Source organism: Paraburkholderia sp. 35.1 (assembly GCF_050436525.1).
In the GTDB taxonomy this organism is placed as follows: Bacteria; Pseudomonadota; Gammaproteobacteria; order Burkholderiales; family Burkholderiaceae; genus Paraburkholderia; species Paraburkholderia tuberum.
On record NZ_JBNDMJ010000002.1, the window covers coordinates 1,644,938 to 1,671,905 of the forward strand.

The 26,968-nt window shown below is 65.1% G+C and carries 21 protein-coding genes; 16 read left to right on the plus strand and 5 right to left on the minus strand.

All coding sequences use genetic code 11. The features are described from left to right. The first annotated feature begins 319 nt into the window (after positions 1-319). From gltA to OKW27_RS13610, 4 genes are all read left to right on the plus strand, one after another. Entirely contained in the window at positions 320-1,618 is a 1,299-nt protein-coding gene (gene gltA / locus OKW27_RS13595; RefSeq protein ID WP_429333779.1) for a citrate synthase, read from the plus strand. Between the two features lie 362 nt (positions 1,619-1,980). Further along, positions 1,981-4,260: an amylo-alpha-1,6-glucosidase gene (locus OKW27_RS13600; protein ID WP_090810509.1), complete on the plus strand. Its 2,280-nt coding sequence runs from the start codon at positions 1,981-1,983 to the stop codon at positions 4,258-4,260. After that, positions 4,257-4,883, plus strand: a complete 627-nt coding sequence (locus OKW27_RS13605) for a DUF429 domain-containing protein (protein WP_429333780.1) — start codon at positions 4,257-4,259, stop codon at positions 4,881-4,883. Before OKW27_RS13600 ends, OKW27_RS13605 begins: the two co-directional genes overlap by 4 nt. 61 nt (positions 4,884-4,944) lie before the next feature. Continuing rightward, positions 4,945-5,616 (plus strand): hypothetical protein, encoded by a 672-nt coding sequence (locus OKW27_RS13610; protein WP_429333781.1) that lies wholly within the window; start codon positions 4,945-4,947, stop codon positions 5,614-5,616. Between the two features lie 133 nt (positions 5,617-5,749). Here the strand turns inward: OKW27_RS13610 and lhpH are convergent, their stop codons facing one another. Beyond that, on the minus strand, positions 5,750-6,757 hold the full coding sequence (lhpH, locus tag OKW27_RS13615; RefSeq protein WP_429333782.1) for a trans-3-hydroxy-L-proline dehydratase: 1,008 nt from the start codon (positions 6,755-6,757) through the stop codon (positions 5,750-5,752). Between the two features lie 144 nt (positions 6,758-6,901). On the opposite strand from lhpH, the gene OKW27_RS13620 reads away from it, so the two are divergent. The 5 genes from OKW27_RS13620 (at position 6,902) to OKW27_RS13640 (ending at position 10,928) form a co-directional block, all read left to right on the plus strand. Continuing rightward, a complete protein-coding gene (locus OKW27_RS13620; protein ID WP_429333783.1) occupies positions 6,902-7,636 on the plus strand; it encodes a haloacid dehalogenase type II in 735 nt (244 codons plus the stop codon). Positions 7,637-7,698: 62 nt separating this feature from the next. Next, a complete protein-coding gene (locus OKW27_RS13625) occupies positions 7,699-8,553 on the plus strand; it encodes a MurR/RpiR family transcriptional regulator (RefSeq protein WP_090809694.1) in 855 nt (284 codons plus the stop codon). A gap of 97 nt (positions 8,554-8,650) precedes the next feature. Beyond that, positions 8,651-9,007, plus strand: coding sequence for a hypothetical protein (locus OKW27_RS13630; protein WP_425199378.1), 357 nt, complete (start codon positions 8,651-8,653; stop codon positions 9,005-9,007). Between the two features lie 5 nt (positions 9,008-9,012). Continuing rightward, a complete protein-coding gene (locus OKW27_RS13635) occupies positions 9,013-10,341 on the plus strand; it encodes an aspartate aminotransferase family protein (protein WP_184059906.1) in 1,329 nt (442 codons plus the stop codon). A 32-nt stretch (positions 10,342-10,373) separates the two neighbouring features. Beyond that, positions 10,374-10,928, plus strand: a complete 555-nt coding sequence (locus OKW27_RS13640; protein ID WP_184059908.1) for a carboxymuconolactone decarboxylase family protein — start codon at positions 10,374-10,376, stop codon at positions 10,926-10,928. 128 nt (positions 10,929-11,056) lie between these two features. Here the strand turns inward: OKW27_RS13640 and OKW27_RS13645 are convergent, their stop codons facing one another. Next, a complete protein-coding gene (locus OKW27_RS13645) occupies positions 11,057-11,365 on the minus strand; it encodes a DUF4148 domain-containing protein (protein ID WP_429333784.1) in 309 nt (102 codons plus the stop codon). A 319-nt stretch (positions 11,366-11,684) separates the two neighbouring features. Between OKW27_RS13645 and OKW27_RS13650 the strand changes: the two genes are divergently transcribed. From OKW27_RS13650 to OKW27_RS13665, 4 genes are all read left to right on the plus strand, one after another. Then, positions 11,685-12,110 carry an OsmC family protein gene (locus OKW27_RS13650; protein WP_429333785.1) on the plus strand — a complete coding sequence of 142 codons (426 nt, stop codon included), beginning with the start codon at positions 11,685-11,687 and terminating at the stop codon, positions 12,108-12,110. Between the two features lie 191 nt (positions 12,111-12,301). After that, on the plus strand, positions 12,302-12,931 hold the full coding sequence (locus OKW27_RS13655) for a TetR/AcrR family transcriptional regulator (protein ID WP_187610801.1): 630 nt from the start codon (positions 12,302-12,304) through the stop codon (positions 12,929-12,931). Between the two features lie 58 nt (positions 12,932-12,989). Continuing rightward, complete coding sequence (locus OKW27_RS13660; protein WP_429333786.1) at positions 12,990-14,537, plus strand: MFS transporter; 1,548 nt, start codon at positions 12,990-12,992, stop codon at positions 14,535-14,537. A 490-nt stretch (positions 14,538-15,027) separates the two neighbouring features. Then, positions 15,028-15,300, plus strand: coding sequence for a YodC family protein (locus OKW27_RS13665; RefSeq protein WP_090809708.1), 273 nt, complete (start codon positions 15,028-15,030; stop codon positions 15,298-15,300). 91 nt (positions 15,301-15,391) lie between these two features. On the opposite strand, the gene OKW27_RS13670 is transcribed toward OKW27_RS13665, so the two are convergent. Then, positions 15,392-15,703: a superinfection immunity protein gene (locus OKW27_RS13670; protein WP_090809710.1), complete on the minus strand. Its 312-nt coding sequence runs from the start codon at positions 15,701-15,703 to the stop codon at positions 15,392-15,394. Positions 15,704-15,872: 169 nt separating this feature from the next. On the opposite strand from OKW27_RS13670, the gene OKW27_RS13675 reads away from it, so the two are divergent. Both OKW27_RS13675 and OKW27_RS13680 read left to right on the plus strand, forming a co-directional pair. Further along, positions 15,873-17,333 carry a M20 family metallopeptidase gene (locus tag OKW27_RS13675; protein ID WP_429334593.1) on the plus strand — a complete coding sequence of 487 codons (1,461 nt, stop codon included), beginning with the start codon at positions 15,873-15,875 and terminating at the stop codon, positions 17,331-17,333. Positions 17,334-17,456: 123 nt separating this feature from the next. Then, positions 17,457-18,560 carry a malate/lactate/ureidoglycolate dehydrogenase gene (locus tag OKW27_RS13680; RefSeq protein WP_429333787.1) on the plus strand — a complete coding sequence of 368 codons (1,104 nt, stop codon included), beginning with the start codon at positions 17,457-17,459 and terminating at the stop codon, positions 18,558-18,560. Between the two features lie 18 nt (positions 18,561-18,578). Here the strand turns inward: OKW27_RS13680 and pdeR are convergent, their stop codons facing one another. Further along, positions 18,579-20,582: a cyclic di-GMP phosphodiesterase gene (pdeR, locus tag OKW27_RS13685; protein ID WP_429333788.1), complete on the minus strand. Its 2,004-nt coding sequence runs from the start codon at positions 20,580-20,582 to the stop codon at positions 18,579-18,581. 205 nt (positions 20,583-20,787) lie between these two features. Beyond that, positions 20,788-25,584: a DEAD/DEAH box helicase gene (locus tag OKW27_RS13690; RefSeq protein ID WP_429333789.1), complete on the minus strand. Its 4,797-nt coding sequence runs from the start codon at positions 25,582-25,584 to the stop codon at positions 20,788-20,790. 260 nt (positions 25,585-25,844) lie between these two features. Here OKW27_RS13690 and OKW27_RS13695 point away from each other — a divergent pair, with 260 nt between their 5' ends. Further along, positions 25,845-26,900, plus strand: coding sequence for an aldo/keto reductase (locus OKW27_RS13695; protein WP_429333790.1), 1,056 nt, complete (start codon positions 25,845-25,847; stop codon positions 26,898-26,900). Positions 26,901-26,968 lie beyond the last annotated feature (68 nt).

Below are 26,968 nucleotides of genomic sequence, written 5' to 3' on the forward strand. Positions count from 1 at the left end.
ATCAATGCACGGATCGAGTATCGCAGATGGATCCACGCCGACGCAGTGTGCTGGCAGCAAAACATTGTTGCGGCTGGTGTTCCGACTTTCGTGCAACTTTCAACGGCATCGCGATGCACCCGCCGCGTGCCGACAACGAATGTTGCGCCCAAGGAGATGGACTGTTGCGATCAATCGACGCAATCAACGACACGCCGACCCGTAGAATGCGCAGCGGAGCCTGAGCATGCCCGTCTTCGGGAGCGCCGATGTCGCGCCTCGCCGTACGACTGCGATGCATGCCGGCGCGAGTGCGGTATCAAGCAAAAGGAAGACGTACATGAATTCGAAGTCACACGCAACGCTGAGCTTTTCCGACAGCGACCAGACCATCGATCTGCCGATCTATCAGGGCTCGTTGGGCCCCGACGTCATCGACATCCGCAAGCTGTACGGCCAGACCGGCAAATTCACGTACGATCCTGGCTTCATGTCGACGGCGGCGTGCAACTCCGAGATCACATATATCGACGGCGACAAGGGCGAACTGCTGTACCGCGGCTACCCGATCGACAACCTCGCGCAGAACGCCGACTTCCTCGAAACCTGCCACCTGCTGCTGAAGGGCGAACTGCCGAACGCCCAGCAGAAAGCCGCGTTCGAGAACACCGTCACGCAGCACACGATGGTGCACGAGCAGATGCACTTCTTTTTCCGCGGCTTCCGTCGCGACGCGCACCCGATGGCGATTCTGGTTGCGGCGGTCGGCGCGCTGTCCGCGTTCTATCACGACTCGCTCGACATCACGAACCAGCAGCATCGCGACGTATCGGCGATCCGCATGATCGCGAAGCTGCCCACGCTGGTTGCGATGGCGTACAAGTACAGCGTCGGTCAACCGTTCGTGTATCCGAAGAACGACCTGTCGTACAGCGCGAACTTCATGCGCATGATGTTCTCGAATCCGGCCGAGGAGTACGAGGTCAACGACGTGCTGGTGCGCGCGCTCGACCGCATTCTGATCCTGCACGCGGACCACGAGCAGAACGCGTCGACGTCGACCGTGCGGCTCGCCGGTTCGTCGGGGGCGAATCCGTTCGCGTGTATCGCGGCCGGTATCGCGTGTCTGTGGGGCCCGGCGCACGGCGGCGCGAACGAAGCCGCGCTGAACATGCTGGAAGAGATCGGCTCGGTCGACAACATTCCCGACTTCATCGCGAAGGTGAAGGACAAGAACTCGGGCGTGAAGCTGATGGGCTTCGGCCACCGCGTGTACAAGAACTACGACCCGCGCGCGAAGCTGATGCGCGAAACCTGCCACGAAGTGCTCGAAGAGCTGGGCCTGCACGACGACCCGCTGTTCAAACTCGCGATGGCGCTGGAAAAGATCGCGCTCGAAGACGAATATTTCGTGTCGCGCAAGCTGTACCCGAACGTCGACTTCTACTCGGGCATCGTGCAGCGCGCGCTGGGCATTCCGACGTCGATGTTCACCTGTATCTTCGCGATGGCACGCACGGTCGGCTGGATCGCGCAGTGGAACGAAATGATCGCCGATCCCGAGCAGAAGATTGGCCGTCCGCGTCAGCTGTTCATCGGCGAGACGCTGCGCGAGGCGAAGCCGGTCGCGAAGCGGTAACAGGCCGGATAGACGCCCGACAACGCGTTCAACGACGGTCGCCAACCCACGGCTCACGAGGCCGTGGGTTTTTTTACGCTCCGCGCATCCTGCCGCCTGCACGTCCCGTGCCACCGAAAACGCCGTCAAAAAACGGCGCAAAAAGCCGAAACTCCGAGGCGATAAGCTCGTCTCACGCGGAAAGAGCCTCTACAATCGGATGGGCCGGCCAACCGGGGGGCCGGCCAACCGGGGCCCGGGTGACGGGGCAACCGGGCAACCGGGCAACCGGGCAACCGGGCAACCGGGCAATCCGGCGGCCGATCCGAGGCGAGACCCGAAGTGCAACCAAACGCAGCAGCGAATCCATAGGAGCGACCTTGATACAGCAGCCAGAAGCCCTCGGCGGGCTGACCCACTCCGGCGGCGTCGATCATCGCGAGCCCGAGCAGGACGGCGTTTTCATCCCGACGGAAAACCTTAACGTCGCGAGCGTTACGCAGCACGTGCTCAAGTCGGGCGACACCTTCGTCGTCAACGATCCGCTCGGCGATATCACCGGCCACGACGATGGCCTGTTCGTCAACGATACGCGCGTGATGTCGCAATTGCGGCTGACCTTCGGCGGCCGCGCGCCGTCGCTGCTGTCGGGCAGCGTCAGCAGCGACAACACCAGTTTCACCGCGCATCTGACCAACCGCCCGCTGCCGCCGCTCGGCGGCGACAGCACGCCCGAAGGCGTGATCCACGTCGAGCGTGTGCGCGTGCTGTCGGGCACCGTGCTCAACGAGGCGATCGAGCTCACGAACTACGGCACGCACGATGCGACCGTGCCGCTGTCGATTTCGTTTTCCAGCGATTTCCGCGACATGTTCGAAGTGCGCGGCCTGAAGCGCGACAAACAGGGTCGCGTGCAGCCCGCGCGCATCGAGAATCAGGAGGTGCTGCTCGGCTACATCGGTCTCGACGACGTGGCGCGCAACGTGCGGATCGCGTTCTCTCCGCAGCCGGACAAGCTGTTCGCCGACCGCGCCGACTACACCGTCAAGCTGCCCGCGCAGGCATGCGTGTCGATCTATCTGTCGATAGCGGTGCATGTCGTGCCGATGACCGGCAAGCCCGGCGCCGACGTGTCGCAGCCGATGCATGCGTTGAGCGAAGCGCATCTCTCGCAGATCGATGCGGAGCGCCCGCGCGTCGGCCGCACGGCGGTACGCGCGGCAATGGTGGATGCGCACCTGGTGATGCGCGAGCGACGCAACGCGAGCGCGCGCGTGCGTTCGAGCAATCCGCTGTTCAACGCGTGGATCGACCGCTCGTTCGCCGACCTCGGCCTGCTGACGACGGATCTCGCGACCGGCCCGTACCCGTACGCGGGCATCCCATGGTTTTCGACCCCGTTCGGCCGCGACGCGGTGATCACGTCGCTGCAGACGCTGTGGCTGCAACCGCATCTCGCAGCCGGCGTGCTGCGCTTTCTCGCCGAGCATCAGGCGCGCGAGAACTCGCCGTTTCGCGACGCCGCGCCGGGCAAGATCATGCACGAGATGCGCAAGGGCGAAATGGCCGCGGCCGGCGAAGTCCCGTTCGCGCTGTACTACGGCGGTGTCGACACCACGCCGCTGTTCATCGTGCTGGCCGGCGCCTACGCGGCCCGCACCGGCGACGTCGGCTTGATCGACGAACTATGGCCGGCGCTCGAACGCGCGGCGCAGTGGGTCGCGGGCGTGTGCGACAAAAACCGGCACGGGCTGCTCGATTACCAGCGCGAATCGGATGGCGGCCTCGCGAACCAGGGCTGGAAAGACAGTCACGATTCGGTGTTCCATGCGGACGGGCGCTTCCCTGACGGCCCGATCGCGCTCGTCGAAGTGCAGGCCTATGCGAGCGCCGCGTTCGACACGATGGCTCACTACGCGAAGCTGCGCGGCCTGCGCGACGCGGCCGCGCAATACGCGGAGCGCGCGAAGAAGATCCGCCGCTGCGTCGAAGAAAAGTACTGGATGGACGAGGTCGGCTTTTACGGCATCGCGCTCGACGGTCATGGCGAGTTGTGTCGCGTGATGGCATCGAACGCGGGGCATCTGCTGGCGTTCGGCCTGCCCACGCGCGAGCGCGGCGAGGCGGTGGTGCGGGCGCTCGACTCGACGCTGTTCCACACCGGCTGGGGCGTGCGCACGCTGGCCGCGAGCCAGGCGCGCTTCAATCCGATGGCGTATCACAACGGCTCGGTCTGGCCGCACGACAACGCGCTGTGCGCGCGCGGGCTGTCACGCTATGGCGGCAAGGCGTCGGCCGTGAAGCTGCTGCAGGCCCTGTTTCAGGCCGCGGTCAATTTCGACATGCGCTTGCCCGAGCTGTTTTGCGGCTTCCCGCGACGCCGCGGCGAGCCGCCCACGGCCTATCCGGTCGCGTGTTTGCCGCAGGCATGGGCGGCGGGCTCGCCGTTCATGATGCTCGAGGCGTGTCTGGGCATCACGATCGACGCCGAACGCCGCGAAGTGCTGATCGAACAGCCGATGCTGCCCGAAGGTATCGACTGGCTCGAGGTCAGCGATCTGCGGGTCGGGGATGCGTCGGTGTCGATCACGTTCCGCCGGATCGGCGAGAAGGTGGTGGCGTCGGCGGAGCAGGGCGATGTGAGGGTGGTGGCGCTGCTTTGACGCCGACCACGGTAGCGGGCATCGATGTTGGCGGCGACCGGAAGGGAAACCATCTGGTCGTCCTGCGCGGCACCGAGATCGTGAGCCATCTCGGCAACGCGACCCCCGAACAGATGCTGGAACGGTGTCGCGCATTCGGGGTGGCGGCGGTCGGCATCGATGCGCCGTGTCGTTGGCGAACAGGCGCCGCGGGACGACTAGCCGAGAAGGCGCTCGCGCGGCAGCGAATCTTTTCGTTTGCGACACCGGCTCGCGAAACGGCGCTCGCCAGCAAAAGCGGCTTCTACGGATGGATGTTCAACGGCGAGCGCGTCTACGACGCATTCGTCGCGCACTTTCCGCTTTTCAGCGGCGGCGAAAAAATCAATGGTCGCGTGTGCTTCGAGACATTCCCCCACGCGATCACGTGCGCTTTCCTCGGGACGGACGTCGCATCCGCGAAGCAAAAGGGTCCGCAGCGCCGGGCAATCCTCGAACGGGAAGGTATCGCAACAGCGTCGCTGACTTCGATCGACGACGTCGACGCGGCGCTATGCGCGCTGGCGGCACGTTATCTGCTGGAAGGCAGAGTCGAAACATACGGTGACGAGCCAGGCGGATTCATCGTGGTGCCTGGACTTTGACACTCACATTCTGGGAGGACGGGTGCACCTGGCACGACGATTCGGAGTATTGCTGCTATCCATGGCGGCGTTGGGTTCGACCGCGGCATCGGCGAACGACATTCAGTGTGCAACCTCGCAGCAACCCGCTGAGCGCGTCATTTGCGATCACGCGATCCTGAACAACGAGTACGACGACATCTTCGCGCAGCAACAGGCTCTTCTGAGCAGCGGGAAACTCTCGTCCGCGCAACTGGCGAAGTGGCGGCAGGCGCGAAACGCCTGTATCGATGTGCACTGCGTGGATGGCGTGTTCGCGCAGTGGAAGGCGATGGCCCGGTCCGTCGACGTCGCTCCTCAGCCGGCCGCGCCTCAGCCGGCCGCGCCTGTTGTGACGACCTCGGAAGCGGCGATGGCACCTGTCGGTCCCAATCCCGAAGCGCCTCCAGCCGTATCCGCGTCTGATGCATCTCAGGTGTCCCAGGCCTCGCCGACATCGGAGGCTTCTCTGGTGCGTCAAGGGAGTGCCGCCGGTGTGGCGCTTCCGCAGCCCGTCGCGGCGGAGGCTTCCGCGCCCGTGGCTGCCTCGGCGGCGCCCAGCCAGAGCGAATCTCGTGGCATGACCGGCATGAGCGACATCAGTGGCGGCCTGATCGTGGTTCTGCTCGTCGCGCTCGGAGCCGGTGTGTTCTTCGCGCTTCGGAACCGAAGCAGAGCGACCGCAAAGAAGACGCAAGGTAAGAACGGGCGATGAGGTGATGCCAACGCGCTGGCCTCGCGCACGAAGCCGCGCTTTGACCTACCGGTCGGGCCGCTCGATTCGCCAATCAAACAACGCGGAATGCCTGTCACGGCGTTTCGCGCTAAAAGCGACTGCAAGGAACCGATTATCGGACGAGGAAACCGTAAGTCAGCGGGTCACGCTCGTCCACGATCCAGGTTGCGAAACCGCAAACGTATGCGTTGCCCTGGACCTCGGGGACGACGGCCTTGAAGTCGCCGACGGTCGTCTCACTGAGTACACGCCCCTTGAAGACCGTGCCGATGATGGACTCATTGACGAGCGTCTCGTTGCTCGCCAGTTCGCCGCGCAGATAGAGTTGCGCGACGCGTCCGCCCGTCCCTGAGCCGGTGGGCGAACGGTCCACTTCGCGGTCGGCGAACACGCAACAGTTGGCTTGCGTCGAGCCTTCGTGCCGTGGTGCGTTGGCAATGATGGTCCCGTAGATGTGGTTGATTTCCGGGATATCGGGATGCTCAACCGGGTACGCGTCGTTTGCAGCTTTTTTGACCTCGGCGCCAAACTTGATCAGTTCCTCGACAGAAGACTCCCGGACTGCGAGACCGTGCGGCGCTCCGTCCGTATAGAAGTAGAAGGCACCACCGAAGGCGATGTCACCCTTTACCGTGCCAAACGACGGCGTCTCGACCGTGACATCCCGTTTCCAGACGAACGACGGAACGTTGACGAAGCGTACGTTGCCGGCGTGTTCACCATCCCATTGCACGAACGCCTCGATGAAGCCACATGGAGCGTCGATGCCGATTCGCGTCTCGGGAATCTGGCGCTGAACCCAGCCCAACTCGACCGCCGCGGTAGACAGCGCGATAACGCCGTGTCCGCAGTGGTCGCTATAACCCTCGTTGTGGACGAAGATGATTCCGAAGTCTGCCGTGGGACTAACGGGTTCGGTCAGGTATCCGCCGTACATGTCAGCATGACCACGCGGTTCGAACATCAGCGCGGTACGAATTTCGTCGGCGTTCTCCTTCAGCCACGCTCGACGCTTGACGATGGTGTCACCGGGAAGACGAGGAAGCCCGCTCGTCACGATACGGAACGCTTCGCCGCCGGTATGGACCTCGACTGTCGAAATAGTGCGAGTGATTTTCATGTGTGCGTTGGGGGTTATTCGATTGAACGTCACTGCCCGTAGGGTGGCGCATATAGTCTCCAGGTATTGGACCCGTGTTTGACCAGATTAGCTGCGCTTCGGCATGGGTTCAACCTTTGAGCACGCCATCCGACAGGAGGACCCGTGACCGATTTCGATACACTGACTTTTGACTGCTACGGCACCTTGATCGACTGGGAGAGTGGCATCCTTGAAGGCCTGAGGCCTCTGCTGGAGCGAGCCAGGACACCGCTCACGCGTGACGAGGTTCTCGAAGCGCACGCTCGCCACGAGTCGTCGCAGCAGAACTTTACCCCTGCGAAGCGCTATCAGGAACTGCTTCCCATCGTATATAAGCGCATGGCTGAAGAGTGGGGCCTGCCCTATACACACGAAGAATGCGTGGCGTACGGCCAGTCGATCAGAAACTGGCCGGCATTCGCCGATTCCGCGGTCGCGCTGCAATATCTGAAGAAGCACTACAAGCTGGTCATCCTGTCGAACATCGACAACGAAAGTTTCACCTTCAGCAACGCCAGGCTGCAGGTTGAGTTCGACGCCATCATCACAGCGGAGGACGTCGGGTCCTACAAGCCGTCGCCGCGCAACTTCGAGTACATGCTTCAGAAGCTCGATCAGCGCGGCATCAAGAAGGAAAAAATCCTTCACACGGCAGAAAGCCTCTTCCATGACCACAAGCCCGCAAACGAGTTCGGCCTGGCATCGTGCTGGATTTACCGCCGTCATTCGCAGCCGGGCTTTGGCGCGACGATGAACCCGGGCTCGCAGCCTGACATCGACTTCCGCTTCGACAGCATGGCGGACTTCGTCGACGCGCATCGGGAAGCGCTGGTGAACCGAGCATCTTCGCGCCGTTGAAACGCGCCTGCCCGGTGGTAACATTTGTTGTCATCTCTCACTCCGGCGCCGACCACCTCCCCATGCCAGACAGCTTCGATCAGCTCGTCGCCCTGATCCGGGCGCGCTTTCCCGAACTGAGCCCGCAGTTCCAGATGGGAGCGGGCTTTTTGCTCGATCATCCCGACGAGGTCGCGGTGTCGTCGATGCGCAAGGTGGCCGAGCGCGCGCAGGTGCAGCCCGCGTCGCTGGTGCGGCTGTCGCAGCAACTGGGGTTTCCCGGCTGGAACGAATTGCGCGATCTGTTCGTCGCGCGCGTGCGCACGCGGCCCGAGCCGTTGACGAGCCGGGCGCGCTCGATGGTCAAATCGAAAGATGCGCTCGCGAACGATCTTCTCGTCGCGCAGCAGCACAATCTCGAAACGACCGCCGCGCATAGCGGCCGCGTGATCGTCGAGGCCGCGCGCGTGTTGCGGCGTGCGTCGCACGTGCACGTGGCGGGCTTCCGCTCGTGTTACGCGGTGGCGTTCGGTCTCGTCTATGGCTACCGGCTGTTTCGTCCGTCGGTGTCGCTGCTCAACGGCGAGGCCGGCACGCTCGAAATGCAACTGCGCACGATCGAGCGCGACAGCGCGACCATCGTCATCAGCTTCGCGCCGTATTCGGTCGAAGCCGCGCGCGTCGCCGAGGCCGCGCTCGAAAAAGGCAGCAAACTGATCGCCCTCACCGACAGCGCCGTGTCGCCGATCGCGTTGAACGCCGACAAGGTACTGATCTTCTCGCACGAAAGCCCATCGTTCTTTCCGTCGCTGGTGGCCGCCACCGCGATCGCCGAAGCGCTGGTCGCGCATTTGCTCGCGCTCGAAGGCGCGGATGCGCTCGAGCAGCTTGCGCTCGCCGAACAATCGTTGCATGCGAAGGGCGCGTACGTGCCTTGAGCGATTGCGTGAGGCACGCCGCGCTCCATTCGATGCCGTTCAAGGTATTTGACAACAAATGTTGTATTGGCGTATAAATACGTACCGATTGTTGAATATGGTGCGACCCGTGGCGTCGATGCAGGAATTCAGTGTTTTTTCAGGTCAGCGGCGAGCCGTACGACATCGGCTACCGGCTTGGCGAAATCGCCTCGCCGCGGCCGGCCCGCTGCAACCGGCGGCCCTGCTCGACGTACTGCACGATCGCGCGCCGGCGGGCTTGCCGATCTATCGCGACGATCCTTACGATCCCGACGACGAAAACACTCTCGCCACCGCGCTGTTCGAAATCGGCAACGCTGGTGTGTCGATGAAAGCGTATCGCCAGAAGCAATGCGCGTTCGACACTTTCGTCGCGTGCGCGACGCCCGAACCGGCCCGCGTTTCAGCGCCCGCCGCCCTTACCAGGAACTGAACATCATGTCCACCGTTTTTCATCGCTCTCCGAAGCAATCCTTGCCGGTGGCCGTCGCGGGCGACGGCATCGAAATCATCGACTCCACGGGCAAGCGTTATATCGACGCGTCGGGCGGCGCAGCCGTGTCGTGCCTCGGTCACAGCAACCAGCGCGTGATCGACGCGATCAAGCGGCAAGCCCAACGGTTGCCGTACGCGCACACGTCGTTCTTCACGACGGAGCCGGCTGAGCAACTGGCCGACCGGCTCGTCGCGAGCGCGCCGGCCGGACTCGAGCACGTGTACTTCGTGTCGGGTGGCTCGGAGGCGATCGAGGCGGCGCTCAAGCTCGCGCGTCAGTATTTCGTCGAGAAGGGCGAGACACAGCGGCGCCATTTCATCGCGCGTCGGCAGAGCTATCACGGCAACACCCTCGGCGCACTCGCGATCGGCGGCAATGCATGGCGCCGCGAGCCGTTCCTGCCGATCCTGATCGAAGCGCATCACGTGAGCCCGTGCTACGCATATCGCGAGCAGCGCGCGGACGAAACCGAAGAAGCGTTCGCTCAGCGTCTCGCCGATGAACTCGAGCAGAAGATTCTCGCGCTCGGTGCGGACACGGTCGCGGCGTTCGTCGCGGAAACGGTGGTCGGCGCCACGGCGGGCGCGGTGCCGCCGGTGCGCGAATACTTCCGCAAGATCCGCGCGGTGTGCGACCGCTACGGCGTGCTGCTGATTCTCGACGAGATCATGTCGGGCATGGGTCGCACCGGCTATCTGTACGCCTGCGACGAAGACGGGGTGGCGCCCGATATGCTGACGATCGCCAAGGGCCTTGGCGCGGGTTATCAGGCGATCGGCGCGACGCTGGTCAGCGACCGCATCTATCAGACCATCGTCGGCGGCTCCGGCTTCTTCCAGCATGGCCATACCTATATCGGCCATGCGACCGCGTGCGCGGCCGCGCTCGAAGTGCAGCGGGTGATCGCGGAAGACGATCTGCTGGCGAACGTGCAGGCGCGCGGCGAGCAGTTGCGCGGCCGGCTGCGCGAGCACTATGCGCAACATGCGCATATCGGCGACGTGCGCGGGCGCGGCTTGTTCGTCGGCGTCGAACTCGTCAAGGATCGCGTTACCAAAGAGCCGTTCGACGCCAAACTGAAACTGCACGCGACGATCAAACGCGAAGCGTTCGCGCGCGGCCTGATGGTGTATCCGATGGGCGGGACCGTCGACGGCAAGAGCGGCGACCACGTGCTGCTCGCGCCGCCGTTCATCTGCACGGAGCGCGACATCGACGAGATCGTCAGCCGCCTCAGCGATGCGATCGGCGCGTCGCTCGCCGCCCGCTGAGATTCGACCCACCGCCTTTTGCGAGAACGATGATGACCGAGCGCTTGCCTCACTTCGACATGTCCACTGCCACGCCCGAACAGAAGGCGGTGCTCGACGAAATCCTGTCCGGCCCGCGCGGCAACCTGAATGGGCCGTTCCTCGGCTGGATTCACAGCCCCGATCTCGCGCAGCACGCGCAACGCCTCGGCGCGTTTTGCCGCTACCAGACCGGGCTGCCGCTGCGGCTGTCGGAACTCGCGATTCTGGTGACCGCTTCGCGCTGGCAGGCCCAGGCGGAGTGGTACATCCACTATCCGATCGCGCTGCAGGCGGGCGTCGGCGAAGCGGACGCCGAGGCGATCCGCCAGGGGCGCCGCCCCGAGTTCGCCGATGCCGACGACGCGCTGATCTACGACTTCGCGAGCGAACTGTACGAGACGAAGCGCGTGACGGCCGCGACGTATGCGCAGGCGGTCGGGCGTTTCGGGCATCAGGTCGTGATCAACCTGGTCGGCCTGCTCGGCTACTACGCGCTGGTCGCGATGACGCTGAACGTGTTCGACATGCGCGCAGTGGGGCAGCAAAGCCTGCCGTTTCCCGAATAGCGCTTTTGCCAACGAGCGGCTGCGCAGCAGCGCCGCGCGCGCCAACGAAAAGCCCCGGTTGCCGAACTTCGCAACCGGGGCTTTTTACTGCGCGCTGCATTAACGACTTGCGCGCTCAGTTATCACGCTCAGTTACCGCGATACGTCGAAAAGAGACGTTGCTGCACCGTCGCCGGCGCGCCCGCGTCCGACGAACTGGCCTTCGCGCCGCCGACGTCTTGCGAACCTTGCGCCGAAGCGGTGACGATCGTCGAGTCCTGGGGCACGGTCTTCGGATAGGTGACGTCGTTCTGGTTCAGGAGGCCTGCTTTTTGCGCGGCTACGAGTTCGGCGCGCACCTGAGCGCGCGTGACCGGACCGTTTGTCTGCTGGGCGAACGACAGTGCCGGAACGATAAGAGCGGATGCGACGACGACTGCGGAAAGAAGCGATTTCATGACGACCTCCAATTGATTGTGTGGTGGATCGGTGTGAACCGCTTTCCCGATCCGTTGAACGCAGTCTATTTCTTACGAGGTCAGTAAAAAAGCGGCTTTCTGGCGAAATATTATTGCCAGTTTTGAGATAGTGAAAAAGGCGCTTTTCCGCGCCGGGACGCGGAAGCGCCTATGATGAAATCCGGTCCACGCCCGCGCCTGCAAGCCGCGCGGCACCTGCGACCGATGCCCAGGCGCGGACACATCCGGGCGGACCGCCGCGGCGGGCATCATCTTTGGTCGAGCAGCGTGCGCGGCAAGGCACAAACAGGAGAGAGCAATGAAGCGCAAGGCATCGGCAGTCTGGCAAGGCGGCCTGCAGGACGGCAAGGGCTCGATTTCTAGCGACAGCGGCGTCCTGAAGGACACCCAGTACTCGTTCGCGACGCGCTTCGCGGACGGCATCGGCACGAATCCGGAAGAGCTGATCGCGGCTGCGCATGCGGGATGTTTCTCGATGGCGTTGTCGGCGGAGCTGGGCAAGGCCAACATCACGCCGGAGCGCATCGGCACCACGGCCACCGTCACGCTCGACAAGGACGGCGGCGGCTTCGCGATCACCGCGGTGCATCTCGACGTGACCGTGAAGATTCCGGGCGGAGACAAGGCCGCGTTCGACAAAGCCACCGCGGACGCGAAGGCCGGGTGCCCCGTGTCGAAGGTGCTGAATGCGACGATTACGATGGATGCGAAGCTCGAGACCTGAGCCCCGCTGTCACTGTGAGCGCGCAACGAAGCCGGCGACGGGCCAAGTCCGCCGCCGGTTTTTTGATGCCGGTTGTCGTATGAACGGATGACCCCGACGCGAGTAGGCCTACGGAATGCCATCCTTGATTTATTGAACATACAGTCATAATATCAACGGACCGACGCAACCAGGCAACAAGGTCATCGCAATTGAGTCATTCAAAGCAAGCCGCGAAAAAAGCTGGCGAAACATGTCAGCGCGGCCGTCCGCGCGAGTTCGACACGGCCACCGTGCTGGCGAACGCGAGCCAGGTGTTCTGGGATCACGGCTACCACGCGACGTCGATCGACGATCTGTGCAAGGCCACCGGTCTGCTGCGCGGCAGCCTGTACGGCGTATTCGGAGACAAGCACGGCATCATGCTCGCCGCGCTGGATCATTACTCGGAAGGCGCGGTCGCGCGGCTTGCGCAGCGACTGAGCGCGACGGCCGAGCCGGAGCAGGCGCTGCGCGACGCGCTGCTCCACTACGCGAGGGTGTCCTGCGCATTGAGCGGCCGGCGCAGCTGTTTCATTACGAATACGACGCTCGAAATGCAGCCCGATGACGAAGTGCTGCGCGCGCGCGTCGCCACGATTCAGCGCCGCATGGCGACTTTGCTCGCGGCGGCGGTGATCCGCGGTCAGGCGAGCGGCGCATTCGATTCGACGCTCGACGAAAAAGCCGTCGGCGATTTCCTGCTATGCGTGATGCAGGGCTTGCGGGTCATGGGGCGGGTCGCGCATCAGCAAGATGCGCTGATCGGTATCGTCGATGTGGCGATGCGCGCGCTGGTGTAACGCCTCGTCCGCGAGCAGTGGCGCAAAAATTTTTTAACCAATTTTTGAACGATCGGTCATGAAACGTGAGGCAATCAAGTCCGCTTCGGCGGCATTCGGTGGGTCCGTCAGCTGCGCGGCGAGCGCAGCCGTGAGCGGTCCCGGCCCGGCGATGGCCGGCATGGCTGTCGCCGCCAAAGCGTCGGCGCCCGGCTTTCAGCGCCAGGCGCTCGCGCTCGCCGTGCTGTTCGTCGGCGCCTTTCTCGCGCCGCTCGATTACTTCATCGTCAATCTGGCGCTGCCGTCGATTCACACGGGCCTCAACGCGAGCGACGCGCAACTGCAACTCGTCGTGTCGGCTTATGCGTCCGCCTACGCGGTGCTGCTGATCACGGGGGGCCGCCTTGGCGATCTGTTCGGCCGCCGTCGCATGTTCATGACGGGCATGGCGGCTTTCGTGATCGCGTCGGCGTTGTGCGGCTTCGCGACGAGCGGCCACATGCTCGTGATCTCGCGCATCGTGCAAGGCATCGCGGCCGCGGTGATGGCGCCGCAAGTGCTCGCGACGATTCGTGCGGTCGTGCCGTTGCATCAGCAGACGCGCGTGATGAGTCTGTATGGCTTCGTGTTCGGCTTGTCGTCGATCGTCGGGCAACTCGGCGGCGGCGCGCTGATCACGTATCACCCGTTCGGGCTCGACTGGCGCGTGATCTTCCTGATCAACATCCCGATCGGCATCGCGGCGTTCATCGGCACATGGAAGTTCGTGCCGGAGAACCAGCCGGCCACGCGTACCGGCGTCGATCTGAAGGGCGTCGCGCTGCTGTCGGCGGTGTTGCTGCTCGTCATCTATCCGATGACGCATGGCCGTGAAGCGGGCTGGCCCGCGTGGACCTTCGCCATGTTCGCACTCGCGGTGCCGGTGTTCGCGCTGTTCGTCGCGACCGAGCGGCGCGTCGAGCGCGCTGGCGGCCATCCGCTCGTCGATCTGCAACTGTTCCGCAATTGCGCGTTCGCGCTCGGTCTCGTGCTCGCGTTCCTGTTCTATTGCAATAGCGCGTTCTTCCTGACCTACGGCATCTTTCTGCAAACCGGCCTGCACTGGACGCCGCTCGCGTCGGGCATCGCGATCATGCCGTTCGCGCTCGGCTTCGTGATCGGGCCGTTGACGTCGCCGGCCGTGGTCAAGCGCATCGGCGCCCATGTGCTGACGCTTGGTTTCTCGATGATGACGCTGGGCTTCACGGCGACCGGCTGGTCCGCGACCCAATCCGCGACGCCCGATCTGCTGTTCTACTGCGGGCTAGTGTGCGCGGGCGTCGGACATGGTCTGCTGTTGCCGTCGATCATGCGCATCGTGCTGCAGGAGGTGGTGCCCGAGAAGGCCGGGCTTGCATCGGGTGTGGTCTCGTCGACGTTGCAGATCGGCTCCGCGTTCGGCACCGCGGCGATCAGCGGCGCGTTCTTCGGGGCGCTCGGCGGCCGTTCGGCACCCGCCTCTTATGCGCACGCGTTCCAGCTGAGCCTCGCTATCAATGCCGTGCTGATGTTCGTGTGTATCGGCCTGAGCGTGCTGCTGGTACGTCATCAGCAAGGCGTGCGGCGCTCGGTGGCCCCGGCAGTTTGAAATTAATCCGCTGGTAATCGTTTTCATTTGTTAGCTTGCTGAAAAAAATCGTTCAATTTGAACGAAGCGGTATAACCAACTGCATCGTATTTACCGGCGATCTACTCGTTCACAGGTAATTCTGATTTAGATCAAACTGGCTCATTCCGATTAACGGCTCGACGACATCGCATCAGCTTTTTGTAATCAGACGAAATCGACCTCGCATTTTCTACCGGCCTGCAAACGGCCTACAGTAAGTGTTGCGTTTGTGCGGTAGCGCACATAGGGTTAGCCGCAAGGTGTCGCGATGATTGTTTTTCGGTAATGCCGAGAACTTTAGCCAGCGAGCATGGACTCCGGGTCTAGTGAAAACGGTATCAATAAAAAAGCGCTTGCCGCGTTTAAATTCGATTGTTAATCTGTCTTAACTTTAGAGTGTACGTTCAACAGGTCGGAGTCGATAAAGCCGGGCTCAACTTAATAAACGCTCAAGATAGGGGGACCCAATATGCTGACCGCTACCATTGACGCATTCCAGACAACATCCGCCGCCGCCTTCAATGTGGGCGACGTCGTCAAGTTAAAAGAAGGGGGCCCGCGCATGACCGTGACGTACGCAGGTCCGGTCGCGCTGAATCCCGGCGACTGGGTGATCTGCGAGTGGTTCGACGAACACGGCGAACTGCGCCACGAAAGCTTTGCCGCGCAAGCCGTGCGTGCGGAGCCGCGCTCCATTCCGGCGGGCTCGGTACAGTGGAGTCGCATCGGGCGCGCGGCCTGACTGACGCCCCTGACTGACGCCCGTGCACGTCAATCAATCGGTTTCCTGTAGTTCGTTTGCTGCTCGTATTGCTCGAGCCGCCCGAATCGTTTCAGCGCTCGGGCCGGTCGCGCGCGGCTTGGCGTCGCCGCACGCGCAGCGTCAGCGCCGACGAAAACGCGCGCAAGGTCGACACCTTGCGTGTCGCCACGACGTCCCGCGCGAGGCTCTCCGCCGGATTCGGCTGTAGCGCCCAATACAGCGCGAGCAGCCAGCCGAGCACGGTCCAGCCGAGGCAGGCATTGAAGAGCGCGAGCGTCAGCACGTCGCGGCGCTTGCGCCGGTCCGCGATGATCGCCGGCAGAAAATACAGCGCCAGCGCGAACGCCGCGCCGATGGCCTGAACGGCCACGTTGCCACCCATACAAGCTCCCTGATGCACGATGCATGTAGCGATTGTCGCGCGAATGGCGGCCGCGCGCCTCGCACCTGCGCGTTCCAGTCTCCACCCCAATCACCGCAAGGGGTTCAGCCCGACACGCATCGGGACTATCATGATCGTTTCGACCGAACAGTACTTCACGGACCCGATCATGATCACCGACGACACGACCCAGCAGGCTCAACTCAACCCGGACACGCTACGAGAATTCGTCGAGCGCAAGTGGAACGACGAGATCGTGCCCGCGCTGACGGACTACATCGCGGTGCCGGCCAAGAGTCCGGCGTTCGATCCCGACTGGGCGAAACACGGTTATCTGGAGCGCGTGATCACCGACGCGGCACAATGGGCCGAGCAGCAACCGGTGCGCGGCCTGAAGCTCGAGGTGATCCGCCTGCCGGGCCGCACGCCGGTGATCTTCTTCGAGACGGCCGCGACGCGCTCGGGCAGCGACGAAACCGTCGTGCTCTATGGCCACCTCGACAAGCAGCCCGAGTTCGATGGCTGGCGCAACGACCTCGGTCCGTGGACGCCGAAGTTCGAAGACGGCAAGCTCTACGGCCGCGGCGGCGCGGACGACGGCTACGCGATCTATGCGAGCCTGACGGCGCTCGCCGCGCTCGATGCACAGGGTGTCGAGCGTCCGCGCTGCGTCGGGCTGATCGAAACCTGCGAGGAGTCGGGCAGCTACGATCTGCTGCCCTACGTCGACGCGCTGCGCGAGCGGCTCGGCAACGTCGGGCTGGTCGTGTGTCTCGATTCGGGCGCGGGCAATTACGATCAGCTGTGGCTGACCACGTCGCTGCGCGGCCTCGTCGGCGGCGATCTCGAAGTGCAGGTGCTAGACGAAGGGATTCACTCGGGCGTCTACGGCGGCATCGTGCCGTCGAGCTTCCGCATCATGCGGCAACTGTTCGACCGTCTCGAAGACTCCGCCAACGGCACGCTGCTGCCGAAGGGCTTCCACTGCACGGTGCCGGCCGCTCGTCTGCGCGAAGCGGAGGCCGCCGCAAAGATTCTCGGCGATGAGGTCTGGAAGAAGATGCCGTGGGCGTGCGGCCAGGACGGCCGTCAGGTGCTGCCCACCACGACCGATCCGCGCGAGGCGCTGCTCAATTCGACGTGGCGTCCGTCGCTGTCGGTGACGGGCGCGGCTGGCTTGCCCGCGCTCGCCGACGCCGGCAACGTGCTGCGTCCGCGCACGGCGTTCAAGCTGTCGCTGCGGCTGCCGCCGACCATCGAAGCGGAGAAGGCGGTCGCCGAACTAAAGGCACTGCTCGAATTCGATCCGCCGTACAACGCGAAGGTCACGTTCAAGCCGGATGCGGGCGCGGCGAGCGGCTGGAACGCACCGGAGGTCGCGCCGTGGCTCGCCACCGCGCTCAACGATGCGTCGCGTCAGCACTTCGGCGCCGACGCGGCCTACATGGGTCTCGGCGGCACGATCCCGTTGATGAACGTGCTGAAGGCGGGCTTCCCGAAGTCGCAGTTCATGGTGTGCGGCGTGCTCGGGCCGAAGTCGAACGCGCATGGGCCGAACGAGTTCCTGCACGTGCCGTACGGCAAGAAGCTGACGGCCGCGGTTGCCGAAGTGATTGCCGCGGCGCCGTGAGTTCTGGTTTCGTTTGAGTGGGGCTCGGGCGTGACCCGGGCCCGCTGTTTATCGATGCTGCTTTGATACAGCTGTTTTGCCCGCCGTTTCATTCCTTCCGTTCGAACCTCACCGACACGCTGAATGACCGACTCCCAGACTGCCCGAACCACCACGCCCCGGATTCCGGCCGATCAACTGCATGGCTACGTCAGAGCGATCTGGGAGCGAGCGGGCAGTACGCCGCGCGAAGCGGAGCTGGTGGCCGATCACCTGGTGGCCGCGAATCTGACCGGGCACGACTCACACGGCGTCGGCATGATCCCGCGCTATGTCGAATCGCTCGGCGACCAGCAACTGCAACTGAATCGACACGCCGACGTCGTGAAGGACGCGGGCGCGGTACTGACCGTCGAAGGCGGCAAGGGCTTCGGTCAGGTGATCGCGTTCGAGGCGATGGAGCGGGGCATCGAGCGCGCGCGGCGGCTCGGCGTCTGCGCGGTGGGCTTGCGCGGCGCGCATCATATCGGCCGCATCGGGCATTGGGCCGAGCAGTGCGCGCGCGCCGGGCTGGTGTCGTTTCACTTCGTCAACGTGGCGGGCGATCCGCTCGTCGCGCCATTCGGCGGCGCGGACCGGCGCATCGGCACGAATCCGTTCTGCGCCGCTTATCCGCGGCCCGGCAAACCGCCGCTGGTGCTCGACTTCGCGACCAGCACGATCGCGTTCGGCAAGACGCGCGTCGCTTATAACCAGGGCAAGCACACACCACCCGGCGCGCTGATCGATCACGAAGGCATGCCGACGCTCGAACCGAAAGTCATGCACGAAGCGCCGTTCGGCGCGCTGACGCCGTTCGGCGGCTACAAGGGTTTCGGGCTCGCGGCGATCTGCGAGATTTTCGGCGGTGCGCTGTCGGGCGGCTTCACGACGCATGCGGACACGCTCGCTACCACGCACGCGATCATCAACTGCATGCTATCGGTGATCATCGATCCCACCGCATTCGACGCGCCCGATGCGCAAGCCGAAGTCGATGCGTTCCTCGCGTGGGTGAAGGCGTCGCCGCTCGCGGCGGGCGCGGAGCGCATCTACGAACCCGGCGAGCCCGAGCGCGTGACGCGCGCGCAGCGCGAGGCCGCGGGCATTCCGATCGACGCGGCCACGTGGACGCAAATCCACTGCGCGGCGCGCGTCGTCGGGATGAATGAAGACGAAGTGGGTGGTTGGTCCGCGCGCCTCGGCTGAAGCGCGCGACAGCAGGGCTCAGGCGATCAGCCTGAGCTTGCGCCTATCGAGCAGCCAGCGCTCGAACTCGGTGGCGGGCATCGGCCTCGCGTACAGGAAGCCCTGCACGTAATCGACGCCGAGCCCCTTCATGAAGGCTTCTTCCGCCTCGGTTTCGATCCCTTCGGCGACCACCTGGAAATCGAGCTCCTGCGCGACGGCGACCATCGAGCGCACCAGCGCCTGTGCCTTCATATCCGCGTGGATCGAGCGCGTGAAGCTGCGGTCGAGCTTGATCACGTCGAGCGGAATACGGCCGAGTTGCGACAGCGACGAGTAGCCGGTGCCGAAGTCGTCGAGATGCACCTGCGCGCCGAGTTGGCGGAACTGCTTGATCAGCTCGATCGCGGCCGCTTCGTTTTCGATCAGGCAGCTTTCGGTCAGTTCGAGATCGACGAGGCATGGATCGAGACTCGCGTGCTGCAATGCCTCGGTGAAATGGCGGACCACGGCTGTATCCGTGAGCTGTCGCGCCGACACGTTGATCGCGACGCGCAGGTCATAGCCGGCCGCTTTCCAGCGGGCCGCCTGTTTCGCTGCGGTTTCCATCACCCAGCGGCCGAGCACGCCGATCAGTCCGGATTCCTCGGCATAACGGATGAATTCCGCCGGCATGATCTGGCCGCGCTCCGGCGAATTCCAGCGCACCAGCGCTTCGGCGCCTTGCACGGCGCCCGTCGCGAGGTTCAGCTTCGGCTGATAGTGCAGCGCCAACTGGCCTTCGTCGAGTCCGCGGCGCAGATTCGTGTCGAGCCACATGAACTCCGCGACGCGGCGATTCATGTCCGGCGAGAACACGCGATGCGTGCGCTTGCCTTCGTCCTTCGCGACGTACATCGCCGTATCGGCCGAACGGATCAGCGATTCGAGGGTTTCGCCATGCTCGGGCGAACGCGCGATGCCGATCGAGCAGCCGGTATAGACCTCGACGAGCCCGACAGCGAACGGCATGCGCATACGATCGAGAATGCGCTGCGCGGTGTTTTCCAGTTCATGCGCGAAGCCCTTCGCCGCGAGCACGATGAATTCGTCGCCGCCCAGACGCGCGAGCGAGTCGCCCGGATTCAGGCAGTCGCGGATCGCGTCCGACACGTCGCAGATGAGGCGGTCGCCGAACACGTGGCCGTAGTGATCGTTGACCTTCTTGAAGTTGTCGAGATCGAGAAACAGGACGCCGACGGTTTCGCCCGGCGCCGCCAGTTCGATCGCGATCTGGATGCGCTCCTGGATCGCGTTGCGATTGGCGAGGCCAGTGAGCGGGTCGGTGGTGGCCTGCTCGATCAGGCGGTCCTGCGCGAGCCGTTGCTCGGTGATGTCGGTACCCGAGCAGATCAGGAACTGCTCTTCGATGCCGCTGCCGCTGCGCACGAATTTGTTGCGAAACAGGAACAGCCGTTCGCCGTGCACCGTTTTAATGCGCCGTTCGATCTCGTACGGTTCGCCACGATTGAAAAAATTCGCGCTGACCTCGTTCGAGACCCGGTCGTCGTCGGACGACATGAACAACGTCCAGACGCTGCGGCCGATGATGTCCTCTTCGCTGAGCCCGGTCAGCTCCTCGGCGAGCCGGTTGAAGCGCTGTATCCGGCCGTTCCGGTCAACGATCACGACGACCGAATTGACCTCCGAGACGACCTGTTCAGCGAACGACAGACCGTGCAGCAGCGCTCGCGCGACGGATTCGGTGTCGCCATCGGCCGACGCGGTGCCGCCCCAGCCATGACAATCGAGTTTCTTGCCGACCAGATGCAGCCGCAGCGGCGCGGCGTCCAACTGAACGTCGACGACGACGTGGGAGGTCACGCCGCTCAGCGCGCGGACCTGGGAAGCTTGAGAAGAGGTGAGGGAAATGGCGACGCCGACAGCCGCGTGGCCGTGCGCAGGCACGAGTTCCAGCGTGTCGCTGGCGGCCGCCAGGCGCCAGCAAGGGCTGCTCGTGCCGAACCGCGCGTGAAGCACCTGGTCGTGTAGCTGGTCGCTCATGAAATCCCCGGAGTGTGCCGGCGGTCCGTAGCAAGGCGGGCGGCGGCAGACAGTCTTCCTCATACTAAAGTGAAACTGCCTCATTGTATCTAAGCGTGACAATTCGAGCGAAGAATCATTAACGTTTTGCTAAGCATGAGTATGGGCCGGCGCGGCCGCGCGCGGCGCGATTATTACCCGCCAGAACGACGCCACGATGACGTTGCTAGAGGCGGCGCGCCAGCAGCGCGCGGGCGCGTTCGCGTTCGGGCGGGTTGGCGTCGAGCGCCGCGTCGAACCGGAACTTGCCGGCCACCAGCGTGGCCGCCACCACGCCGTCGCGATACAGCACGCGGTTTCCGGTCACGGCCGGCACCTTGCCGCCGACCAGCAGCGTGCCGACGAGATTCAGCGGATCGGTCCCAGCAACGCAAATAAGTGCACCGTCGTTCGGCTGCCGGCGCACCTCGCGCAGCAGCGCAATCGCCTCGGGCAGCGCGAACTGCTCGCCCGCGAGTCCGTTGACGAACCGCCCGCCGCGGATCACGCCGCGCGCCTCGAGCCGCTGCAGAACGCGCAGCAGATCGCGCCACGGCGGAAGCCATTCGGCCTCGCGTTCGAGCACGCGCCAGAACACGACACCGTAGCGGCGCAGCAACGTCATTGCGACGTGTTCGAGCGCCTCGGGCGGCAACTGGCGCCGCCGTTCGGGGGGATTTTCCGGCGCAACGGCGGGCGGACGGCTCACGAGCGCCCAACGCCCCGCGTCGTCCATGCCGCCGATCAGCGCGCTCGCTCGCGCGCGCCGGCTGCTGGAAAATGCGTTGCGCTTGGCGACCGGCTTCAGCAACGCGCGCAAGCCCGCGAAGCTGTCGGAGTTCGCGAGGCCGGCCGCGACCAGCTCGCCGAGCGCGTTTTCGAGCTCCATGCGCAGCACGCGCACCTCGGCGAGCAGTTCGTCGAAGAACATCGCGCCGTGTTGCGCGAGGGTGTCGTGCACGCTTTGCGCGAGCGCCGACAACTCGACCTGGCGCGCCGGATCGAGCAGCGCGCGCCACGCACGCAGCTGGACGCGCGGCAGCAGCACGATCGGCGTGCCGCGGACCGGACCGGCGGCGCCGCGCGCCCGCTCGGTCAGGCGGGTCCAGACGATCTTGCCGGCGCGGCATAGCTCATCGAGCGAACTGCTGGTGTAGGCACGCACGCGCGCGGGCAGGATGTCTTCCTCCCACGCGCCGGCCGCAGCCTGGAAGCCTTCGAGCTGGTCGAGCGCGGCGGCGAGCGCGTCGCGGCCTTCGGCGCGCGACGTCGGCGCCAGATGCTGAGCCGTCGGCGTCAGATGCTGAGCCGTCGGCGTCAGATGCTGTGTCGTCGGCGTCAGATGCTGAGTCGTCGGCGTCAGATGCTGAGTCGTCGGCGTCAGATGCTGCCATTCGAACAGGAAGCGCATGAAGTCGTGCCGCTCGACCGGCTCGATCTCACGCCGCAGCCGCCTCACCGTGTAGCGGTGGATGCGTGCGAGCAGGTGTCGTTCGCACCATTCCTCGTCGCTCGTGTGCGGCGTGAAGCGGCCGCGCAACAGATAGCCTTCGGCTTCGAGCCGGATCAGCGCCTGTTCGATCCGGTCGGTCGGCAAACCGAGCGGGCGCGCGATCGCCTCGACCGTCAGCGGGCCGAAGCCGGTCAGCCGCGCGCGCAACACGTCGACGAGCGCGTCGTCGGCGCTCCAGCTCTCGGTGTAGCCCTTCGGGGCGCTCAGCGGCGGCATGTAGCGATTGCGCGCGATGCCGGGGTACAGCGCTTCGAAACAGGTCAGGCGTTCGGCGGGCAGCCACAGTGCGCTGTCGCTGTCGCTGGCGCTGGCGTTGTCGTTGCCCGTGCTCGCGTTGGCTTGCGCGGCCAGCGGCAAGCGCGTCGCCCGGCCGGCTTTCGCCAACGCCGCAAGCAGCGTCGGCCAATCCTCGTGCGCGAGCGCCTCGGCCCCGGTGATGCACGCGAGGCCCGTCAGCGCTTCGTGCATTTCGTCGGCGTTGCGCGCCTGCGGCCACGCCTCGTCGCGCACGCTGTCGATCGCGGCGGCGTCGAGCGCGCCAAGATCGTCGACGCTTTCAGGGTCCGTCCAGCGGCGGTTCAGCACCGCCTGGGTGCGGCGCTCCTCGATCGGCGCGTCGTCGAGATACGCGTAGGGCTTCGCGGTCAGGATTTCGGCGGCGAGCGGTGACGGTGCCGGCAGATCACGCGCGACGAGCCGCAACTCGCCGCGCTCGATGCGGCGCAGCAGCGCGAGCCAGCGTTCGCTGTCCATCGCGTCGTGCAGACAGTCGTCGATGGTTTGGTCGACTAAGGGGTGGCGCGGCACCTCGCGTTCGCCGACGACGTTCTCCAGACACGCGGCCTGCTCGGGAAACACGCTCGCGAGCAGATCCTCGCTGCGCATGCGCTGCAGTTGCGGCGCGGTCTTGCGGCCGCCCGTGTAGCGCGGCAGGCAGAGCGCGGTCGTCGCGTTCCAGCGCCAGCGCACGCCGAACAACGGCGCGTCGAGCAGTGCCTGGATCAGCAGACGTTCGGCGCTGTTCGAGTGCAGATAGCGCCAGACCTCGTCGAGCACGAACGAGTGGCTGCCGGTCAGCGACAGCACGATCGCGTCTTCGGTGGCGGCGGCCTGCAACTCGAAGTTGAAGCTGCGGCAGAAGCGCTTGCGCAGCGCGAGCCCCCACGCGCGGTTCACGCGGCTGCCGAACGGCGAGTGGATCACGAGCTGGGTGCCGCCCGATTCGTCGAAGAAGCGCTCCATCACCAGCGTGCTCTGCGTCGGCAGTACGCCGAGCGCGGCGCGGGCACGCGCCAGGTATTCGACGATCTGGCGCGCGGCGGGCTCGTCGAGCGCGAGCTCGTCGGCGAGCCAGGCGATGGCGTGGTCGAGGCGCGCGGTCGTGGGTTCGGCTTCGCTCGCGGGCAACGTGGCTGCGGCGGTTGCGGACGCCGTTGTGGTCTGCGTCGCGCTCTGCGCCACGGCAGCTTTCGCTTTGCGTCCTCTCTTTGCCGCGGATTTCGCGGGCGTTGCGGCTGCTTCGAATTGCGCCGCGGCGATTGGCACCGCCGCAACCGCGTGTGACGCCGGTTCGCCCTCCGTCAGCAAACGCTCGACCTGCTCCCGCAATCTCGTGACCGCGAAAGACAGCTCGTCGCTGCGCCCCGGCGCCTCGCCGAGCCAGAACGGAATGTTCGGCGGTTGCCCTTGTGCGTCCTCGACCCGCACCCGGCCACTCTCGATTCGCAGAATCCGATACGACGCGTTGCCGAGCTGGAACACATCGCCGGCGAGGCTTTCGACCGCGAAGTCCTCGTTGACGGTGCCGATATTGATCGCCTGCGGTTCGAGCACGACGGCGTAATCGGCGTTTTCGGGGATCGTGCCGCCCGACGTCACGGCGACCAGCTTGCCGCCGCGCCGGCCGCGCAGCGTGCCGCTTACCGCATCGCGATGCACGTACGCGGCACGCGGACCGTGGCGGCTCGTGTAGCCCTCGGCGAGCATGCGCAGCACCGCGTCGTATTGCTCGCGCGACAGATCCGCGTACGGCGCTGCGCGCCGCAGCATGTCGAACAGCGCATCCTCGCTCCACTCGGCGCTCGACACTTCCGCGACGATCTGTTGCGCGAGCACGTCGAGCGGCGCGCGCGGGATGCGTAGCGCATCGAGTTCGCCACGCCGCACGCAATCGAGCAGCGCCGCGCATTCGAGCAGGTCGTCGCGCGAGGCGGGAAAGAGCCGCCCCTTCGGCATGCCGCCGACGTGGTGGCCCGAGCGGCCGACGCGTTGCAGGAACGGCGCGATCGCGCGTGGCGAACCCATCTGGCAGACGAGGTCGACGTCGCCGATATCGATGCCGAGTTCGAGCGAAGCGGTCGCGATCAGCACGCGCAGCTCGCCGCGTTTCAGGCGCTGTTCGGCGTCGAAACGATGTTCTTTCGCGAGACTGCCGTGATGCGCAGCGACCGCGTCCTTGCCGAGCCGCTCGGTCAGATGACGCGCGGCGCGCTCGGCCATCCGGCGCGTGTTGACGAAGATCAGCGTGGTGCGATGCTGCGCGACCAGCTCGGCGAGCCGGTCGTAGACGCGCTCCCACACTTCGTTGGCCATCACCGCTTCGAGCGGCACCGGCGGGATCTCGAGCGCGAGGTCGCGCGCGCGGACGTGGCCGACGTCGATCACCGCGCACCCGGCCGGTACGTCGCTCTCGAGGCTCGCGCCGCCGACCAGAAACCGCGCGACCGCGCTGACCGGCTTTTGCGTCGCCGACAGCCCGATGCGCGGCAGGCGCCGGGCGCAGAGCGCGTCGAGCCGTTCGAGGCTCAGCGCGAGATGACTGCCGCGCTTGCTGCCGGCGAGCGCATGAATCTCATCGACGATCACCGTGCGCACCGTCGCCAGCATGCGGCGGCCAGAATCCGAGCCGAGCAGCACGTACAGCGACTCGGGCGTCGTCACGAGAATGTGCGGCGCGCGCTTTTTCAACGCATTGCGTTCCTGCTGCGTGGTGTCGCCGGTGCGCACCGCGGTGCGAATGTCGAGCGGCGGCAGGCCGAGCCTGTCGAGTTCGGCGGCGATGCCTTGCAGCGGCAGTTGCAGATTCAGGCGGATGTCGTTCGAAAGCGCCTTCAACGGCGACACGTAGACGACCAGCGTTTCGTCGGGCAGGGTGCCGCCGTTCGCGAGGCCTTGCGAGACCAGGTCGTTCAGCGCGGACAGGAATGCGGTCAGCGTCTTGCCGGAGCCCGTCGGCGCGGCGACCAGCGTCGAGCGGCCGCTACGGATCTGCGGCCACGCGGCGGCTTGTGCGTCGGTCGGGGCGGCGAAGGTTTGCTGGAACCAGTTGGCGACGGCTGGGTGAAAACCGTCGAGCGCCTGCTGGGCTGGCGGCAAGGCTGGCGCGGCGGCGCGCGCCGCGCTCGCGGTGGCGCGGGCCTTGCGGGAGCGGGGCGCCGCGTCGAGTGCGGCGGAAGTCTTTGCCGAAGTCATGCTTGTGCAGATGAGGGCGGCGCGGGGGATATCCAGTCGGTACCGGGCAATGTCGACCGTTTTGGCGGTTGTGGGTCATTCCACGCTGACGGCGCAATAGCCGCCAGTCTCGCAGGTTTTCGCGGCTCGTGCGCGGCGCATCGGGCTTCGCGCCGCTGCTGGAATTCGTAGTCTTTTGCGGCGTGTGTGCCACTCCTACCAACCTCCGCCAATTCCAGTACGCTTGACGACTCTTCCTGCACCCACGATGGAGCGTCGACATGCGATATAACCAGTTGGGCCGTACCGGTGTGTTTGTTTCAGAGTTGTGTTTGGGCACGATGACCTTCGGCGGTGGCGAAGGCATCTGGCGGCAGATCGGCGATCTGCAGCAGAACGACGCGGAGCGGCTGGTCGGCCGGGCGCTCGACGCGGGCATCAATTTCATCGACACCGCCGACGTTTACGCGGGCGGCCTGTCCGAGCAGATCACCGGCCAGGCGCTGAAGAATCTGCAAGTACCGCGCGACAAGGTCGTGATCGCGACCAAGGTGTTCGGCCAGACCGGCGAGTTCGCAAACGCGCGCGGCGCGTCGCGCTATCACATCCTCGACGGCATCAAGGCGAGCCTGAAGCGTCTGCAACTCGATCACGTCGACCTGTATCAGATCCACGGTTTCGATCCGGCCACGCCGATCGAAGAAACCGTGCGCGCGCTCGATACGCTCGTGCAGCACGGCCACGTGCGCTACGTCGGCGTGTCGAACTGGGCCGCGTGGCAGATCGCGAAGGCGCTCGGCATCGCCGAGCGGCTCGGCACCGCGCGCTTCGAAACGCTGCAGGCGTATTACACGCTCGCGGGCCGCGATCTCGAACGCGAACTCGTGCCGATGCTGCGAAGCGAAGGCCTCGGCCTGATGGTGTGGAGTCCGCTCGCGGGCGGTTTGCTGAGCGGCAAATACGGACGCGAGCAGCAGGCCGAGGCGGGCAGCCGTCGCACGAACTTCGATTTTCCGCCTGTCGATCGCGAGCGCGCGTATGATTGCATCGACGTGATGCGCGAAATCGCTGCAGCGAAAAACGTCTCGGTCGCGCAGATCGCGCTGGCGTGGCTGCTGCATCAGCGTGTCGTCAGCACGGTGATCGTCGGCGCGAAGAAAATCGAGCAGCTCGACGACAACATCGCGGCGACCAACGTCGCGCTATCCGCCGATGAGCTCGCGAAGCTGGCCGAAGTCAGCGCACTGCCGGCGGAGTACCCCGGCTGGATGCTGGAGCGGCAGGGCGAGCAACGCCGGCAGCAGCTGGCCGAGGTTCGGCACGTCGTGCAGCGATAACGCGACGGCGTACTCGCGTTCGCCCTGGAAGCCCGAATCTTCATCGATGGGCGCGCGAGTTTCATGCT

Bases quoted from the DNA above. Each gene is read 5' to 3' on its own strand.
- OKW27_RS13635 (WP_184059906.1), top strand. From the start codon at position 9,013: ATGTCCACCGTTTTTCATCGCTCTCCGAAGCAATCCTTGCCGGTGGCC.
- OKW27_RS13640 (WP_184059908.1), top strand. From the start codon at position 10,374: ATGACCGAGCGCTTGCCTCACTTCGACATGTCCACTGCCACGCCCGAA.
- gltA (WP_429333779.1), top strand. From the start codon at position 320: ATGAATTCGAAGTCACACGCAACGCTGAGCTTTTCCGACAGCGACCAG.
- OKW27_RS13645 (WP_429333784.1), bottom strand. From the start codon at position 11,365: ATGAAATCGCTTCTTTCCGCAGTCGTCGTCGCATCCGCTCTTATCGTT.
- OKW27_RS13680 (WP_429333787.1), top strand. From the start codon at position 17,457: ATGACCGACTCCCAGACTGCCCGAACCACCACGCCCCGGATTCCGGCC.
- OKW27_RS13665 (WP_090809708.1), top strand. From the start codon at position 15,028: ATGCTGACCGCTACCATTGACGCATTCCAGACAACATCCGCCGCCGCC.
- OKW27_RS13675 (WP_429334593.1), top strand. From the start codon at position 15,873: ATGATCACCGACGACACGACCCAGCAGGCTCAACTCAACCCGGACACG.
- OKW27_RS13670 (WP_090809710.1), bottom strand. From the start codon at position 15,703: ATGGGTGGCAACGTGGCCGTTCAGGCCATCGGCGCGGCGTTCGCGCTG.
- OKW27_RS13630 (WP_425199378.1), top strand. From the start codon at position 8,651: ATGGTGCGACCCGTGGCGTCGATGCAGGAATTCAGTGTTTTTTCAGGT.
- OKW27_RS13690 (WP_429333789.1), bottom strand. From the start codon at position 25,584: ATGACTTCGGCAAAGACTTCCGCCGCACTCGACGCGGCGCCCCGCTCC.
- OKW27_RS13610 (WP_429333781.1), top strand. From the start codon at position 4,945: ATGGCGGCGTTGGGTTCGACCGCGGCATCGGCGAACGACATTCAGTGT.
- OKW27_RS13695 (WP_429333790.1), top strand. From the start codon at position 25,845: ATGCGATATAACCAGTTGGGCCGTACCGGTGTGTTTGTTTCAGAGTTG.
- pdeR (WP_429333788.1), bottom strand. From the start codon at position 20,582: ATGAGCGACCAGCTACACGACCAGGTGCTTCACGCGCGGTTCGGCACG.
- OKW27_RS13650 (WP_429333785.1), top strand. From the start codon at position 11,685: ATGAAGCGCAAGGCATCGGCAGTCTGGCAAGGCGGCCTGCAGGACGGC.
- lhpH (WP_429333782.1), bottom strand. From the start codon at position 6,757: ATGAAAATCACTCGCACTATTTCGACAGTCGAGGTCCATACCGGCGGC.
- OKW27_RS13625 (WP_090809694.1), top strand. From the start codon at position 7,699: ATGCCAGACAGCTTCGATCAGCTCGTCGCCCTGATCCGGGCGCGCTTT.
- OKW27_RS13660 (WP_429333786.1), top strand. From the start codon at position 12,990: ATGAAACGTGAGGCAATCAAGTCCGCTTCGGCGGCATTCGGTGGGTCC.